16 protein-coding genes are annotated in these 14,305 nt (G+C 62.2%); 7 read left to right on the forward strand and 9 right to left on the reverse strand.

The window, feature by feature from the left end:
* The first annotated feature begins 12 nt into the window (after positions 1–12).
* The 4 genes from I6E52_RS10085 (at position 13) to I6E52_RS10100 (ending at position 3,448) form a co-directional block, all read left to right on the forward strand.
* Entirely contained in the window at positions 13–744 is a 732-nt protein-coding gene (locus I6E52_RS10085) for a hypothetical protein (protein ID WP_197110520.1), read from the forward strand.
* 135 nt (positions 745–879) lie between these two features.
* On the forward strand, positions 880–1,842 hold the full coding sequence (locus I6E52_RS10090) for a metal ABC transporter substrate-binding protein (protein ID WP_197110519.1): 963 nt from the start codon (positions 880–882) through the stop codon (positions 1,840–1,842).
* Complete coding sequence (locus I6E52_RS10095; RefSeq protein WP_197110518.1) at positions 1,839–2,579, forward strand: metal ABC transporter ATP-binding protein; 741 nt, start codon at positions 1,839–1,841, stop codon at positions 2,577–2,579. The genes I6E52_RS10090 and I6E52_RS10095 overlap by 4 nt, the downstream gene beginning before the upstream one ends.
* Complete coding sequence (locus I6E52_RS10100) at positions 2,576–3,448, forward strand: metal ABC transporter permease (protein ID WP_197108391.1); 873 nt, start codon at positions 2,576–2,578, stop codon at positions 3,446–3,448. The genes I6E52_RS10095 and I6E52_RS10100 overlap by 4 nt, the downstream gene beginning before the upstream one ends.
* Positions 3,449–3,495: 47 nt before the next feature.
* On the opposite strand, the gene I6E52_RS10105 is transcribed toward I6E52_RS10100, so the two are convergent.
* From I6E52_RS10105 to I6E52_RS10120, 4 genes are all read right to left on the reverse strand, one after another.
* A complete protein-coding gene (locus tag I6E52_RS10105) occupies positions 3,496–4,242 on the reverse strand; it encodes a metal-dependent transcriptional regulator (protein WP_197110517.1) in 747 nt (248 codons plus the stop codon).
* 101 nt (positions 4,243–4,343) lie between these two features.
* The gene (locus I6E52_RS10110; protein ID WP_197110516.1) at positions 4,344–4,886 is read right to left on the reverse strand and encodes a hypothetical protein; all 543 of its coding nucleotides are present in this window, start codon (positions 4,884–4,886) and stop codon (positions 4,344–4,346) included.
* 311 nt (positions 4,887–5,197) lie between these two features.
* Entirely contained in the window at positions 5,198–6,661 is a 1,464-nt protein-coding gene (locus I6E52_RS10115) for a deoxyribodipyrimidine photo-lyase (RefSeq protein WP_197157127.1), read from the reverse strand.
* 30 nt (positions 6,662–6,691) lie between these two features.
* Complete coding sequence (locus tag I6E52_RS10120; RefSeq protein WP_231602064.1) at positions 6,692–7,153, reverse strand: MepB family protein; 462 nt, start codon at positions 7,151–7,153, stop codon at positions 6,692–6,694.
* Positions 7,154–7,251: 98 nt separating this feature from the next.
* Here I6E52_RS10120 and I6E52_RS10125 point away from each other — a divergent pair, with 98 nt between their 5' ends.
* On the forward strand, positions 7,252–7,590 hold the full coding sequence (locus tag I6E52_RS10125; RefSeq protein ID WP_197157129.1) for a hypothetical protein: 339 nt from the start codon (positions 7,252–7,254) through the stop codon (positions 7,588–7,590).
* A 220-nt stretch (positions 7,591–7,810) separates the two neighbouring features.
* On the opposite strand, the gene I6E52_RS10130 is transcribed toward I6E52_RS10125, so the two are convergent.
* From I6E52_RS10130 to I6E52_RS10150, 5 genes are all read right to left on the reverse strand, one after another.
* Complete coding sequence (locus I6E52_RS10130; RefSeq protein ID WP_197157131.1) at positions 7,811–8,830, reverse strand: glycine betaine ABC transporter substrate-binding protein; 1,020 nt, start codon at positions 8,828–8,830, stop codon at positions 7,811–7,813.
* Positions 8,827–9,621: an ABC transporter permease gene (locus I6E52_RS10135; protein ID WP_197157133.1), complete on the reverse strand. Its 795-nt coding sequence runs from the start codon at positions 9,619–9,621 to the stop codon at positions 8,827–8,829. Before I6E52_RS10135 ends, I6E52_RS10130 begins: the two co-directional genes overlap by 4 nt.
* Entirely contained in the window at positions 9,621–10,904 is a 1,284-nt protein-coding gene (locus I6E52_RS10140; RefSeq protein ID WP_374059105.1) for an ABC transporter ATP-binding protein, read from the reverse strand. The genes I6E52_RS10135 and I6E52_RS10140 overlap by 1 nt, the downstream gene beginning before the upstream one ends.
* Positions 10,897–11,538 carry an ABC transporter permease gene (locus I6E52_RS10145; protein ID WP_197138389.1) on the reverse strand — a complete coding sequence of 214 codons (642 nt, stop codon included), beginning with the start codon at positions 11,536–11,538 and terminating at the stop codon, positions 10,897–10,899. Before I6E52_RS10145 ends, I6E52_RS10140 begins: the two co-directional genes overlap by 8 nt.
* A 152-nt stretch (positions 11,539–11,690) precedes the next feature.
* A complete protein-coding gene (locus I6E52_RS10150) occupies positions 11,691–12,530 on the reverse strand; it encodes a hypothetical protein (protein WP_197157135.1) in 840 nt (279 codons plus the stop codon).
* Between the two features lie 272 nt (positions 12,531–12,802).
* Here I6E52_RS10150 and I6E52_RS10155 point away from each other — a divergent pair, with 272 nt between their 5' ends.
* Both I6E52_RS10155 and I6E52_RS10160 read left to right on the forward strand, forming a co-directional pair.
* Positions 12,803–13,477, forward strand: a complete 675-nt coding sequence (locus I6E52_RS10155) for a hypothetical protein (RefSeq protein WP_197157137.1) — start codon at positions 12,803–12,805, stop codon at positions 13,475–13,477.
* Between the two features lie 99 nt (positions 13,478–13,576).
* Positions 13,577–14,245: a hypothetical protein gene (locus tag I6E52_RS10160; RefSeq protein ID WP_197157139.1), complete on the forward strand. Its 669-nt coding sequence runs from the start codon at positions 13,577–13,579 to the stop codon at positions 14,243–14,245.
* Positions 14,246–14,305: the final 60 nt, after the last annotated feature.

Genomic DNA, 14,305 nt, shown 5'->3' on the forward strand with positions numbered 1-14,305 from the left:
AGTGGCGATCACATGAAGAGCTCAGTGAGTCAGTTGCGCGGTCGTGGATTCTTGCGCGACGAAGACCTCGATGCGTCCCGTCATCTGTCGGCGGCCGAACTGACGCGACAGTTGGACTCCACTGACGCTGTCGAGCGATCAGCCGCAGTCCGGTTGCTCTCGCGTGCTGCGGGACCGGATGCTTCGTTGGATCAGCTTTTCGTGGAGCGACTCACACGAGAGACCAAGCTCTATACCAAGCTCGAACTGTGCGAAGCGCTCCAAGCGGGCGGCCAAGAAACCGCCCAGCGGCTCATTCCGCTGCTCGGTGCTATTGGGCGGAATCAGCACGAACAGCCATCCACTGAAGCGTTCAAGAAGACTAGCTACCCGCTTCCGCGAGACATCGTGGCGCGAGTTCTCGCCCGGATGGATCCTGTGGTGTTGCCGCCGTTAATCGCGGCCGTTGTCGACGGGCCACGGACGCGGGCAGTCGAGGCGATCGATGCCGTCGGCTTCCTATGTTTCTACTCAGCGGTGACAACGCCGGATCGGCTGGCAGCGCTGAACGCGCTCACCGAGAAGCTTCGGGGCAACCCTGATGACGAGCTCATGCAGTGGAAGATTGTGCGTGCGCTCGAGAGTTTCAATCATCCCAACGCCAAGCTCCTCCTCGAACGACTCGTCGCGGGAAGTACCAATCCGGTGATAGTCCAGGAGGCTCAGCGATCGCTCGCATTAGTGGTCGAGCAGCCTGCGCTGTAGAGGGTTTTGTGGCGTTCTCCTGCGCCAATCATGCGCAGTAGAAAGATTCGCAACTTTTGCTGGTTCGCCGCATTTTCGAGAAACTACGTCTAGGCGTAGTTTCTTAAAGAGGCTCTCCCAACTTAGGATCAGAACATGGGAATCAGAGCCGCAACAGGTCGCACGCGCACCGCACGCGCGATGCTGATTGCCGCTGCAGCATCCGCCCTTCTGCTCGGTCTCGCTGGCTGCACGGCGGCTTCGGATGCTGGCGCCACGACTGACCCGAACGACGACCGCCCTGTCGTGCTCACGACCTTTACGGTGCTCGCCGATATCGCCGAGAACGTGGCCGGCGACAACCTGCGGGTGGAATCCATCACCAAGGTGGGGGCCGAGATTCACGGCTACGAGCCCACGCCCGGCGACATTGCCAAGGCGGCCGAAGCCGACCTGATTCTCGACAACGGGCTCAACCTTGAGGCGTGGTTCGCTCAGTTCGTCGATGGTCTCGACGTGCCGCACGTGGTTGTTTCTGACGGCGTCGACACGATCAACATTGCCGAGGATGCCTATGAAGGGCTGCCCAATCCGCACGCATGGATGAGCCCCCTCAACGCACAGATTTACGTCGACAATATGGAAGCCGCGTTCGCTGAACTCGACCCCGAAAACGCCGCCGACTACGCCGCCAATGCCGAAGCGTACAAGGCTGAGCTGCAACTTGTGAACGACGAGCTCACGGCCGAACTCGCCGAGTTGCCGGCGTCGCAGCGGGCTCTCGTCTCGTGCGAAGGAGCGTTCTCGTACCTGGCGCGCGACGCTGGACTGAGCGAGCATTACCTGTGGGCGGTCAACGCCGAGCAGCAGTCGACGCCCCGCCAGATCGCGTCGGTGATCGAGTTCGTGCGAGACAACGACGTGCCCGCCGTGTTCTGCGAATCCACAGTCTCCGATCGCGCGATGCAGCAAGTGGTCGAGGCCACTGACACGACCTTCGGCGGAACCCTCTACGTCGACTCGCTGTCGGAGGACGGTGGCCCGGTGCCGACCTACCTCGAGTTGCTGCGCCACGACGCCGAAACCATCATCGCCGGATTGACCGGCGCCACGGAATGAGTGTGCCCGCCATCGACGTGCGCAACGTCACCGTTCACTACGGCGACGTGCTCGCGCTCGACAACGTGAGCCTCAGCCTCGCGCCGGGCCGCATCTACGGCCTCATCGGCATGAATGGCTCGGGCAAGTCGACCCTCTTCAAGACCATTACCGGGATGCTGCGCCCCGACCACGGAACAGTCACGTTGGCAGGTCAGCAGCCTGCACTCGCTCGCAAGGCCGGAGCGGTCGGCTACGTTCCGCAGAGCGAAGACGTCGACTGGGCGTTCCCGCTCTCGGTTCGCGATGTGGTGATGATGGGCCGCTACGGGCACATGGGTTTTTCGCGTCGACCCAAGGCTGCCGATAAGGCTGCCGTCGCCGAGGCTCTCGAACGTGTAGAACTGACGGACCTCGCCGACCGCCAAATTGGCCAACTCTCGGGCGGCCAAAAGAAGCGGGCGTTCGTGGCGCGCGGCATCGCCCAGGGCGCGACGATCCTGCTTCTCGACGAGCCCTTTGCCGGGGTCGACAAACGCTCCGAGGGAACGATCACGAAACTCTTGCGCGAGCTCGCCGCCGAGGGTGCCACGGTTCTCGTCTCGACCCACGACCTCAATGCGCTGCCGAAACTGGCAGACGAGGCAATCTTGCTGATGCGCACGGTGCTGCTGCAATCCACTCCCGCCGAGGTGCTGAAGCCCGAAAACCTTGCGCGCGCCTTCGGCCTCGATGTCACGGCGGGAGACGCCGCGTGAACCCTCTCGACTTCCTTCTCGAACCCCTGAGCTACGACTTCATGGTGCGGGCCCTCGCCACGAGTGTGACCGCGGCTATCGTGTGCGCCGTGCTCTCGTGCTGGCTCGTCCTCATCGGCTGGTCGCTCATGGGTGATGCTGTTTCGCACGCCGTGCTCCCGGGTGTGGTGCTCGCCTACGTCGTCGGCGCCCCCTTTGCCCTTGGTGCGGTCATCTTTGGTTTCCTTGCCGTCGCCCTCATCGGCATCGTGAGAAACACGAGCCGCATCAAAGAGGATGCCGCGATCGGCATTGTCTTCACGACACTGTTCGCCCTGGGAATCGTGCTCATCTCGGTGACCCCGTCGCAGACCGACCTCAACCACATCATCTTCGGCAACCTCCTCGGAGTCTCCTGGGCCGACCTCACCCAAGTGCTCATCCTCGGCGCGATCACACTCACGATCCTGCTCGTGAAGCGCCGCGACTTCACCCTCTACGCCTTCGACGCCACCCACGCCCACGCGATCGGCCTTAACCCCAAGGTGCTCGGCGCTGCGCTTCTCGGGCTCCTCGCCCTTACCGCTGTCGTCGCGCTTCAGGCCGTCGGCGTCGTTCTCGTCGTGGCACTGCTCATCATCCCCGGCGCCACCGCGTACCTGCTCACCGATCGCTTCTCGCGCATGCTCGTGATCGCCCCAGTGATGTCGGCGCTCGCGGCCGTCACCGGGCTGTACCTCAGCTACTACTTAGACACGGCATCCGGCGGCATGATCGTGCTCGTCGAAGGCTGCATCTTCGCGCTCGTTTACCTGTTCAGCCCCACGCAGGGCGTGATCGGCAAGCGACTCGGTGCGATGAAGCGGCAGCGGATGCTCGCCGCCCAGTAGCTCGGAAGACACCGCCAGCGCACCGAACCCGCGCGGTGCGCCTCAAGTCATTCGGCGAGGGTGCCGCCCGATACGTAGAGTGCGTCGGTCGCGCTCCGGCCCAGGCTAATCGGCACAGCGGATTGGCGCACTGCACCACCCGGCGCCTCGCCGCTCGCCCCACCGGTTTCTCCGCCGACGCCACCGAGCACCACCACCTCGAGCGCATCCGAATACGGTGCCCCGGCATTCACGCTGAGGGTCGCTTCGAACCCGATGCCGCGCTCTTCGAAGAACTTGAGCAGCTCGGGGTCGTCGTCGGAGATGCGTTCGACGACCACGGTGCTGCCGGGGGCGACGCGGCTGAGCTGCACGGCATCCGGAATCGTGATCACGCCGTCGGCGCTGGGGATGGGATCGCCGTGCGGGTCACGGGTGGGGTGCTCGAGAAACTCGTCGATGCGTTCGACCATGAAGTCAGAGACGGCGTGCTCAAGGTTTTCGGCTTCGTCGTGCACTTGGTCCCAGGTGTAACCGAGCACGCTCACGAGAAACGATTCGATGAGGCGGTGGCGGCGAACCATCGCGACGGCGTGAGCACTACCCACCGCGGTGAGAGCGATGGAACCGTAGCGGGCATGATCAAGGAAGCCCTGATCGGTGAGGCGACGCACGGCATCCGAGACGCTCGACAGCGTATAGCCGGTGCGCTCGGCGATCACGGTGGCGGTGACGGGCGCATCGGACCATTCGGAAAGGCTCCACACAGTCTTCAGGTAGTTCTGGGTGCTGACCGAGAGCTCTGTGACCGACATGCGCCCAGTCTAAAGCCGAAGATTGAAGTACGGGCAGACGTAGTTAACGAAACTTGCCCCCGCCCGGAGAACATCGGGCGAGGGCAAGCGGGTGAAGAAAGTTAGTTGAAGATTCCATTCAGACCGAGGTCACCGGTGATGTCACCGACGATGTCGTCTGCGTCAACAACATCGTCGAGGATGTCGTCGACATCAACAATGTCAGTGACGTCGGTCACTACGTCAGTGGCGTTGTCGACAACGTCGGTTACCTGAGTGGCGTTGTCGACGACGTCAGAGACGTTGGCGTCGTTCGCTACGTCAGAAACGTTCGCGGAGTCGCTCACGTTGCCAACAGCGGTGTCGTTGCCCGAAGCTACGGGAGCGTTGACCTCGTTGCCTGAAGCAACAGCGTTGCCGTTGAGGAGGTCACCGTTGAGGATGCCGCCGCCGAGAACGTCGCCACCGAGAAGGTCAACGTCGCCGACCTCGGGTGCTACGACGACGGGGATGTCGGTCTGCTTGGGGGAGGAGTAGGAGTATGACTTCGTCGAGGTGTAGCTATCACCGGTTGCTGCCATGGCGGGAGCTGCTGCTCCGACTGCGATGAGGGCTACTGCGGTAGCGGTTGCGCCGAGCGTTGTCTTCTTCGTAAATGCGTTCATGACTGAACTCCTTCTTACGTGGTCGGCCTCCGTAGAGGCTCTGCGTCTCGAGGCTTTCCCGAGGCGCAATGAGTACTCCGGAGTGCGGCCGTAACCGGTTTGGGGGTCATTTCAAAAAAGTTGAAATTCGAGCAATCTGGGGTGCGGATGCGGGCAACTCTCGCCCGCAGATCCGCATGTTTCCGGGGCTGTTGGGCTAGCTGGCAGTCAACTGAGTGGAGTCTGACGAAGTGCCCAGTGCTGCATCCAACGGCTGATTCCAGCTCGCCGGGCGCGCCAAGAACTAACGCCGCGTAGGCCGCGGGGAGTCCTTATTCGGCCGCTGCGGCTTTCACGGCCGTGTACGCCTCGAGGGCTTCGCGGCGGGTTTCGGCAAGATCCACGATCGGTTCGGGATACGCGTCGGTGCCGAGTTCGGGGATCCAGTACGAGACGTAGTCACCCGTGGGGTCGAACTTTTTCTGCTGCAAGACGGGGTTGAACACACGGAAGTAGGGGGCGGCATCCGCACCGGATCCGGCAACCCACTGCCAGTTGGCGGGGTTGCTGGCTTCGTCGGCGTCGACGAGGGTGTCCCAGAACCACTGTTCGCCGGCCCGCCAGTCGATGAGCAAGTTCTTGATGAGGAAGCTCGCGACGACCATGCGTACGCGGTTGTGCATCGTGCCGGTGTGCCAGAGCTCGCGCATCCCAGCGTCGACGAGGGGGATGCCGGTGCGGCCGCGGCGCCACGCGTCGACTTCAGCTACGCCGGCTGGTTCATCAACGTCGCCGAGCTGGTCGACGGTGTAACCCCAAGGGAAGGCGTTGTAGGCGGGGCGGTAGCTGTCGGTCGCGAGGCGCGGGTTGTCGAAGAGCAGGGCGGTGGAGAATTCGCGCCAGCCGATTTCGCTCAAGAACTTGGCGACGTTCTTGCGGGCCGCGGTAGGCACGTCGGCCGAGCCGCTGCCGGAGTCGTTGTCGTTGCCGGCACCGCTACCGTCGCCACGCAGCCGCTGCCAGACCTGGGTGGGGCTGATCTCGCCGAACCGCAGGTGCGGGCTGAGGCCGCTCGTGGCATCCACGGCAGGTTCATCGCGGCAGTGATAGTCGGCGAGACGTTCGGTGACGAAACTCTCGAGGCGATCGTGGGCGCCATCTTCGCCGGGAGTCCAGGTCTCGCGCAGTCCCTCGGCCCAGTCGGGGCGGGTGGGCAGCAGATCCCAGTCGGCGAGGTCGTCGCTCGCGGGGGAGTCGGCAGGCCAACTCAGCTCGGCTGCGGTCGGCGCCGGCAGTGCATCCCGCACCGGACGATCTTGCGCCGCACGCCAATACGGAGTGAAAACCTTGTACGGCTCGCCCTGCCCATTGCGGATATGCCACGGCTCGTTCAACAGGTTGCCCTGATGGCTTTCGACCGTGAGCCCCTGCTCACGCAGTTTCGTTTTGAGGCCAGCGTCAATATCGCGGGCGGCCGTGTAGCGACGGTTCCAGTGCACCGAGGCGGCGCCGAGCTCGTCCACGAGCGCCGGCAGCACGTGCGCGGCAGGGCCGTGACGCAGCGTCAGCTGGCCGCCTAGATTCTGCAGGGCGGCATCCAGAGCAGTCAGGCTGTGATGCAGCCACCACTTACTTGCCGCACCCAGCGGACGGATGCCATCGCCGGTCTCATCATGAATGTAGACGACAACAAGCGGTCGGCCTTCGCTCGCGGCCGCCGTTAGCGCAGGGTTATCGGCTAGTCGCAGGTCGTTGCGCAGCCACACGATGGAGGGCTGATTCTGGTTTCCGCTCACGACTCAACTCTAGGGTCGGCGGCTGACTATTTAGCTGAGCAGGTGAAAGTGCTCACATTGCCACTGCTGAGTGTTCTGGGCTTGGTGGTTGCGGGTGTCGGCCCAGGGTGGGTACACGCGAAATCCGCGCTTGCCGCCGTGGCCGTCGACCGAGACGATGCCGCGGGCGATCAGCACGCTGAGCGGAAAGACGAAGGCGCCGAAGCCGTTGTCGTCGCGGGCGACAACGACGAGCCGCTGAGTGCCGTCGTCGCTGCGGAGGGGTTGCGTCGTGCCGTCAGTGTCTCGCCGCCAGACAGTGACGAAGAAACCGGGCTTAGTCGGGGTGAGCTTCGCGACCCGAATCCGGGTTGCTGCGGGGAGCGTGTTGGCAGCACCGTATTCGGCGTTGTCGGGCTCGACCACGAGTTGATCGTGCTCGGGCAGTGCGTCACCGAGGATGCGGATGGCGTGAGCAACGTCCGGATGCAGCGGGGCAGTGGTCACGGTCATCCGTTCGATTCGGCAGTCGTGCCAGCGTAGGCCGAAGCGAGGGGGATCGCGTGCGGCGCGTGCTGGTAACGCTATGCGTTCTGGGGAATACTCAAGGAATGACCATTCGCACGCCAAGCCCGCTGAATGAACGACATGAGGTGCTTGGCGTTCTGCTGTTCGTCTTCGCGGGATGTGGATTTGTGGTGCTGAGCGCTCTGGCGGGCACTGCGGCCATCATGGCGACTGGGGTGCCCGCGGTGGTTCCGGTGGCCTGGAACGTTGATGCGTTGCACGTTGCTAGCGCAGCATGGTGGCTAGGGCTGCTAGTCGCGCTGGCGGGGTTGGTTATCTGGATTATCCGAGCACAGACGAAAAGGACCTTGCTGCCGTGGGCGATTGTCGACTTCGCCGTGATGGTTTCGCTTGTCGCGACCGTGTGGCTCTGGGCTTTCTAACATCACCCGTTAAATAGTTCGAGGGCCGGTTTCAGAGGCATGAAACCGACCCTCTCCCTTTGCACCAAGAGTGTCCTGCAATCACATTCCGCAGTAGCTGCCACAGCAAACAACTTCTGCTCTATGAATGTATAACGGAAACATAACGCTGTCTAGTTATCATTCTGTTATTTTCAGAAAATTCCTAGAAAACTTTGTCTACCCCCGCGATTGTGGGCGACTACGGGCGGGTAATGAAGCCTTCTTCGACCATCCAGTCGAAAGCAACATCCGCTGGCTGTTCCCCGTCAACATCGACGAGCCCGTTGAGGCGGCGCATCACATCGTTGCTGATGGCGGCCGTGATCGGGGCGAAAACATCCGCAATTTCGGGGTACTGCTCGATGATTTCGGTGCGCACGTTGACGGATGCGCTGTAGGACGGGAAGTAGTTCTTGTCGTCTTCGAGCACGGTCAGATCAAGAGCTTCGATGCGTCCGTCTGTTGCGAAGACTTCACCGAAGTTGCATTCGCCGCGATCGGTTGCAGCATAGACGGCACCGGTGTCGTAGATGCCAATGTTGTTGTCTGCAACGCCGTCAGCAGCGCCACGTTCGATTCCGTAGGTGGTGAGCATGCCATCCAAGCCGTCCTGGCGGGAGTTGAACTCGGGCTCGACGCAGAACGTGAGGTCTTCGGATGCCAGATCTGCAAGTTCAGAGAGAGTGGAGATGTTCTGAAGGTCGGGGAGGGCTTCGGTGCGCACTGCCATGGCATAGGTGTTGTTCATCTCTGCTTGTGGCAGCCACGTGACGCCGTTTGCGAGGTCGGCGTCGTGAACAGCCTGCCATTGCTCTTGAGGGTCGTCGAGGCCCTCCTCTTGAGCCATGTAGACGAGCCAGGCGGTGCCGGTGTAGTCCCATGCGATGTCGGCCTCGCCGGAGAGCATGAGGTTGCGCACCGGTTGGCTGCCGGGCACATTGGCGAGGTCGGTGACGTCGAACCCTGCCGCCTGCATCGCCAAGACGGCGATCTTTTCGAGCACAAGCGCTTCGGTGTAGTTCTTTCCGATGACCGTGATGGGTTGCCCAACCGCATCAGGGATCTCTTGGATCGAACCTGGTCCGGCGGCAGGAACGAATGAGGTCGCTGGCTTGAGCCCACACCCGGTGAGGGCGACGGCGACTGTTGCGAACACTGCGGTGGTCAGCGCCACGCGTGTGCGCAGGCGCTTCCCGCGCTGCGTAGTTGTCGTGATCATGCGAGGCCCTTCGGTTGCGCGAGCTGCTCGACGACCCGGCCGAGCAAATCGATGAGAAGAGCGAGAAGTGCGACGATCAGCGCGCCGGTTATGAGCACACTGCTGAGGTCAAGATTCACTCCGGTTGTGATGAGCAGCCCGAGCCCTCCACCATCGATGAACGTTGCCAGAGCAGCGGTGCCGACGAGCAGCACCAGGGCGGTGCGGATGCCGGAGAGCATGATCGGCACAGCAAGCGGCAGCTCTACTTTGAGGAGCACCGCCGTGGAGCTCATCCCCATGCCGCGTCCGGCTTCGATGAGCCGTTCGTCGACCTGGTCGATTCCGATCATGGTGTTGCGCAGTACCGGGAGCATTGCATAGAGCACGAGCGCGACGACGGCGGCCGTGAATCCGAATCCGAGCCAGAACGCGAGAAGCACGACCAGTCCGATGGAGGGGGCCGATTGTCCGATATTGGCGACGACCAGCACGGGTCTCGTGAGAAAACGCAACGGCTTTCTCGTCAGCAGGATTCCGAGAGGAAGTCCGATGGCCAGCACGATCACTGCAGACACGAAGGTCAACAGAAGGTGTTCACCGATGTAACCGAAGAGGCGTTCGGGGGCAAGCGTGGTGCGTTCGGTCTCAGAGAGATCGGCGGTCGCAAGCCAGATGATGAGCCCAGCGGTCACCACTGTGATGCCCACCAGCTGAAAAATTATTTGTCGCCAGGCACGCCAGCGGGGGTCCTTGGCGAGGGGAGTCGCCACCACATCGGCGACGCTAGGGGCGAGAATCTCGGCAGTCATCAGCGCCCGCCATCGCCGATCGGTTCGGCATCGCTGTCGTCGGTGGTCGCCGGCACGATGTCGAAAGTGTCGGTATTGGTACCGAGCGGGGTGTCTTCTGCGGGGGCTTCAGCCGCAGCGTTGCGTGCGGCGCTGATCGCGTCGGTAACGACGGACACGTCGACGATGCCGATCAGGTTTTGCCGGCTTCCGACCACAATGGCGGCGCCGACATCCGATTCCAGCATCGAGTCGAGCGCGTCATGCAGCGTTGCCTTCAGCCCAACCGTGGGCAGGTTTTCGTTCTTCTGCGTGCCGATGACGTCGATGCGTTTCAGCTGGCGGCGGCTAAGCCATTGCAGTGGCCGCTCCCGCTCGTCAACGATGACGACGTTGTCGTGGCCGGCGCCTTCGAGGCGGGCCAGAACATCCGCAGATCGTTCACCGGGGTGGCCAGTCGTGACTTCGCCCAGCGTGACTTCGCCAACCCTGGTGAGCGTGAGCTGTTTGAGGCCGGCACCAGCGCCAATGAAGTCTTCAACGAATTCGTTAGCGGGGTCAGCCAGGATGCGCTCAGGGGTGTCGTATTGCACCAGGTGCGCGCCCTCAGAGAAGATCGCGATGTAGTCGCCCAATTTCACGGCCTCATCGAAATCGTGGGTGACGAACACAATGGTTTTTTGCACATCTTCTTGAATGTGCAGCAGTTCGTCTTGCAGTCGCTGGCGAGTGATCGGGTCGACTGCACCAAAAGGCTCATCCATCAGCAACACGGGTGGGTCTGCGGCGAGAGCGCGAGCGACACCGACGCGCTGTTGCTGGCCGCCCGAAAGTTGCTTCGGGTAGCGACCACGGTAGAGCGCGGGGTCAAGCGACACCAGTTCGAGCAGTTCCTCTACTCGCTGAGAGATGCGCTCTTTGTCCCAGCCGAGCATTTTGGGAACCATCGCAATGTTCGCTTCAACGGTCATGTGGGGAAAGAGGCCACCGGCTTGGATGACATAGCCGATACGTCGTCGCAGTTGGTCGCCATCGATGTCGGTGACGTCTTCATCACCGATCATGATGCGACCGGATGTCGGTTCGATCAGGCGGTTGATCATCTTGAGGGTGGTCGTTTTTCCACAACCGGATGGCCCGACGAGGGCAACCATTTTGCCGGCGGGAATCTCAAGGGTGAGCCCGTTGACGGCCGGGGCTGCTTGACCGCGGTAGGTCTTGCCGACAGCGTCGAGGAGAAGCCGAACCCCGTAGGAGCCGCCAGTGGCAGAGGATTCGTTGGATGTTTGCAGAATGTTAGACACGGATACCTCGCGAAATGGTGAGGCGGCCGAGGCCGCTGAGCAGTTGGTCCAAAATTATGGCCAAGATCACCACGGCGACTACGCCCGTGACGACAGAGTTGAGAGAGTTAGCGCCGCCGAGGCGGGAGAGTCCGGAGAAGATGAATCCTCCGAGGCCCGGGCCGAGCGCGTAAGCGGTAATGGCGGCGATGCCCATCACCATTTGCGCCGAGATGCGCACACCAGTGAGGATCACCGGCCAGGCAAGCGGTAGTTCTACCTTGGTAAGGATCCCGAGCCGACTCATGCCGAGGCCTTTAGCGGATTCGATCAGCGATGCATCGACGCTCGCCAACCCGACAACAGCATTGCGCAAGATCGGGAGAGTGGCGAAGAACGTGATCACGATCACGGCCGGGGTGACCCCAAAACCGAAGGGCACGATCAGGATGCCGATCAGTGCAAATGACGGAATCGTGAGCCCGATTGCGGTCACTCCGTCGGCGATGCCTCGCAACCAATCAGTGCGGTAAACCAGCACGGCAAGGAGCACCGCAAGGATGGTCGCGATGATCAAACATTGCACTACTAACGAGAAGTGCTGCCAGCTCGAGAATAGAATCCTCGGAAAGGAATCAGCAATAAAATCGCCCATAAACACCCCAAATAAACGTTAGCTACGTTGCGTTGCACGATGCGGTTGGGTGCAAGTACGGCCCTGCCCGAATGGGCGGACTCTGTTGTCTACTGTATCCACAAAGCCTTGCGCGTCAAGCGGTGGACAGCTATCCCGCTCTGTATCCGGCGCTAGTTCAGTGCCACGATCTGGCCGACCGCGGTGTCGAGCTGCACCATGCTGCCAAAGGTTGCACCCTTGAGCGTCATGACGTAATTGGAGCCATCTGCTGAGGGGGCATAGTTGACCACGGTGCCTTCGGGCAAGATCGTGAGCGCGTGCCCGTCCGGTGTCGAGAGGGTGCCGCCGGGGGTGGCAAGGCTGAGGCTGGCGGGCTTGCTCTGCGGCGCGATCTGCTTCAGCACGAACTGCACGGTGCCAAGATGTTGAATGAGTGCCATCCGTTCTTCTTCGGCGGATGCGAACGACGCAGGCGCGGCGACCGGTGCTGGCGTGATGATCTCGGTGGTCTGACCGGTCCCGCCCGTAGCCGCGCTTTCGGCGGGCGTCGACAGGGCTAAGCCTTCCGAATCAAAAGTGAATTCTGTCTGCGCAACTTGGAAGGTGATCGGGGAGTTGAGCGCGGCACCGTTGAGATAGAAGTTGGCGACAAGTGCGGTCATCAGAAGCGTTCCGAAAGCTCCCAGAAGGATGCCAATGATTGGACTTAGTCGGGCGGTAGCCTCCCGGTAGTGGCGAAGTCTGAGGGCATAGAAGCCGTAGGCGATCGCGGTGATTCCCACCGTGGAGGCAATGTATCCGTTCCCTGCTCCCGCCGAAGCGATGGGGAATAGGGCAAGCCCGGCAGCGATGATGCCGAAGAGCAGCGAGAGTCGTCCGGGCCCATTGCGCACCAACTTTCGCGGGGTGAAAGTGTTCGTCGATTGACTCGATGGGTAACGGTAGCTATCTGCCGGGCGATAGTTGTTGTTTTCGGGCGGCGACCAATCCCGTGGTCCAGCTTGCTTCATCGATTCCCCTCGACCCGCACCCCCGCGCGAGCATCACTCAATTCTGGCAGCCTAGTGTCAGGCGGGGACAACCCCAGAAGGGGTGGGCGACTCGGCCGGTTGCGACGGCCGACAGGTGTTCCTTGCCCCACGTTTCCTGCGCAAAGCGGGGAGGCGGCTGACCCCGACCGCGGGTCAATACCGCGAACGCTTCAGAACGCCAGCCCGCCAGCCCGCGACCCACCCTCATTCGCGGGCTGGCGGGAGCGCGCAAAGTGACGCATGCTCGACAGATGATCCTCGGCGCTGGCACTGATAAGTACGCGGCGTTATTCGCTTACGTGGGTGCCACTGCGGTCATGCTCTCCGGTGCCTATCTCAGCTCGCCCGCCGGCGACGAATTCGTTGTGTTCTTTGGCTTAGCCATCTTCTTTGTGTTGGGCCCTCTCGGCGTTATTACGTTTTCCACGCTCGCGCTTCCGATCGTCTTCGTCCTCTGGAACGCCGCGTTACCTTCTGTGCTGGGTCTCGCCATTGTCATCCCGCTATCCGTGGGCACCGCACTGCTCAATGTTGTTGTTGTCTTCGGCTGGATTGCCCGCCTGCGCAGCGGGGTGCGAGTCGCCGACCAGCGTGCCGGTGACACCGTGTTGGGTCGAGTAGCCGCGGCAGTCTTGTTTGTCGTCGCGGGGTTTGTGTTCATCGTGCTGTGTGTAGTGGCGGGATACCTGGCTCTGAGCTCTGGCCAGGGAACAGCCCAACCCGGTGCCGGACCTTACCTGGCATCGTTCTTGTTCGCTGTCTGGTTGGTGGGGCTCGCCGCAGCGCTCGGCGGTCTTGTGCTGTGGGTGCTGAACGAGGTCCGAGGGAGGGGCAGCCTGTCTTGGGCGCTTGCCGACGCCCTTCTCCAACTCGCACTCCTGGCGACGCTGTTGTTCGGGTCGGCTGGAGTCTCGCATCTCGGATAGGAGAAACCGCTCAAGCCGTCGTGAGCTACCCACGGCGCGACATGAGCCACCCTCATTCGCGGGCTGGTGGGGTGCGGCCGTGTGCCCCATGATCAACTAATGACTCTGATCGACAATGCCACGCGCACACCGAAGAAGCGCAAATACATTGTTGGCGCCGGGGTGATGACCGTGGTGGCATTCTCGCTAGCAGGGCCAGGCGTTGTGTTCTCGCCGATCGCCGAGTTGGCCCTAGCCATCTATTTGGGTCCTCTAGGACTTGTCGCGCTCTTCTTGGGAGCGCTCCGACTTCCCGAGGTGTACGGGATTTATGAGTGGATCGCTGCTCTGTTTACCCTAGTAATGGCGGTCGGCATTGCGTTCGTCAATGTCGAAATTCTTGCGCGGTGGCGCAGGCCTGCACCTCCGCTGGAGAGGCCGTTTGAAGCGGAGGAGCGTCGGCATGGTTGGCGCCAGCAGCTCGCCGCCGTTCTGTTCGTGGCGGCTGGGCTCGCGTTTATCTTTCTCTGTTTCTTCGCCGGGGGTACGGCGGGAACCACTGCCGGTATTGCGGTTCGCGAGTCGGCCGAGCGGGCGAACCATCTGATCTTCCTGTCGGCGATCGTGTGGGTGCCGGGTCTTGTCGCCGCGATTGCAGGCCTGCGGCTGTGGATTGTGAATACCCGTCGCGGGGAGCCCGTGCTGCGGTGGGCGATCGCGGACCTCGCGATCATGCTGACGCTCATCGGCATTCTGTGGGCCGACGTCACGCAGGGCGCTGCGCCCTAATCCTGCGCCCTCGGTGCACACTGCGCGCCGCGAGGGGCCGATCGGGCTGAGCCTGCCGCA

This window comes from Salinibacterium sp. NG253, from assembly GCF_015864945.1.
Taxonomy (GTDB): domain Bacteria; phylum Actinomycetota; class Actinomycetes; order Actinomycetales; family Microbacteriaceae; genus Rhodoglobus.

Excerpts from the sequence above, each read along its gene's own strand:
- I6E52_RS10150 (WP_197157135.1), bottom strand. The coding sequence starts at position 12,530 with ATGAAGCAAGCTGGACCACGGGATTGGTCGCCGCCCGAAAACAACAAC.
- I6E52_RS10145 (WP_197138389.1), bottom strand. The coding sequence starts at position 11,538 with ATGGGCGATTTTATTGCTGATTCCTTTCCGAGGATTCTATTCTCGAGC.
- I6E52_RS10110 (WP_197110516.1), bottom strand. The coding sequence starts at position 4,886 with ATGAACGCATTTACGAAGAAGACAACGCTCGGCGCAACCGCTACCGCA.
- I6E52_RS10085 (WP_197110520.1), top strand. The coding sequence starts at position 13 with ATGAAGAGCTCAGTGAGTCAGTTGCGCGGTCGTGGATTCTTGCGCGAC.
- I6E52_RS10130 (WP_197157131.1), bottom strand. The coding sequence starts at position 8,830 with ATGATCACGACAACTACGCAGCGCGGGAAGCGCCTGCGCACACGCGTG.
- I6E52_RS10160 (WP_197157139.1), top strand. The coding sequence starts at position 13,577 with ATGACTCTGATCGACAATGCCACGCGCACACCGAAGAAGCGCAAATAC.
- I6E52_RS10125 (WP_197157129.1), top strand. The coding sequence starts at position 7,252 with ATGACCATTCGCACGCCAAGCCCGCTGAATGAACGACATGAGGTGCTT.
- I6E52_RS10155 (WP_197157137.1), top strand. The coding sequence starts at position 12,803 with ATGATCCTCGGCGCTGGCACTGATAAGTACGCGGCGTTATTCGCTTAC.
- I6E52_RS10090 (WP_197110519.1), top strand. The coding sequence starts at position 880 with ATGGGAATCAGAGCCGCAACAGGTCGCACGCGCACCGCACGCGCGATG.
- I6E52_RS10135 (WP_197157133.1), bottom strand. The coding sequence starts at position 9,621 with ATGACTGCCGAGATTCTCGCCCCTAGCGTCGCCGATGTGGTGGCGACT.
- I6E52_RS10120 (WP_231602064.1), bottom strand. The coding sequence starts at position 7,153 with ATGACCGTGACCACTGCCCCGCTGCATCCGGACGTTGCTCACGCCATC.
- I6E52_RS10105 (WP_197110517.1), bottom strand. The coding sequence starts at position 4,242 with ATGTCGGTCACAGAGCTCTCGGTCAGCACCCAGAACTACCTGAAGACT.
- I6E52_RS10095 (WP_197110518.1), top strand. The coding sequence starts at position 1,839 with ATGAGTGTGCCCGCCATCGACGTGCGCAACGTCACCGTTCACTACGGC.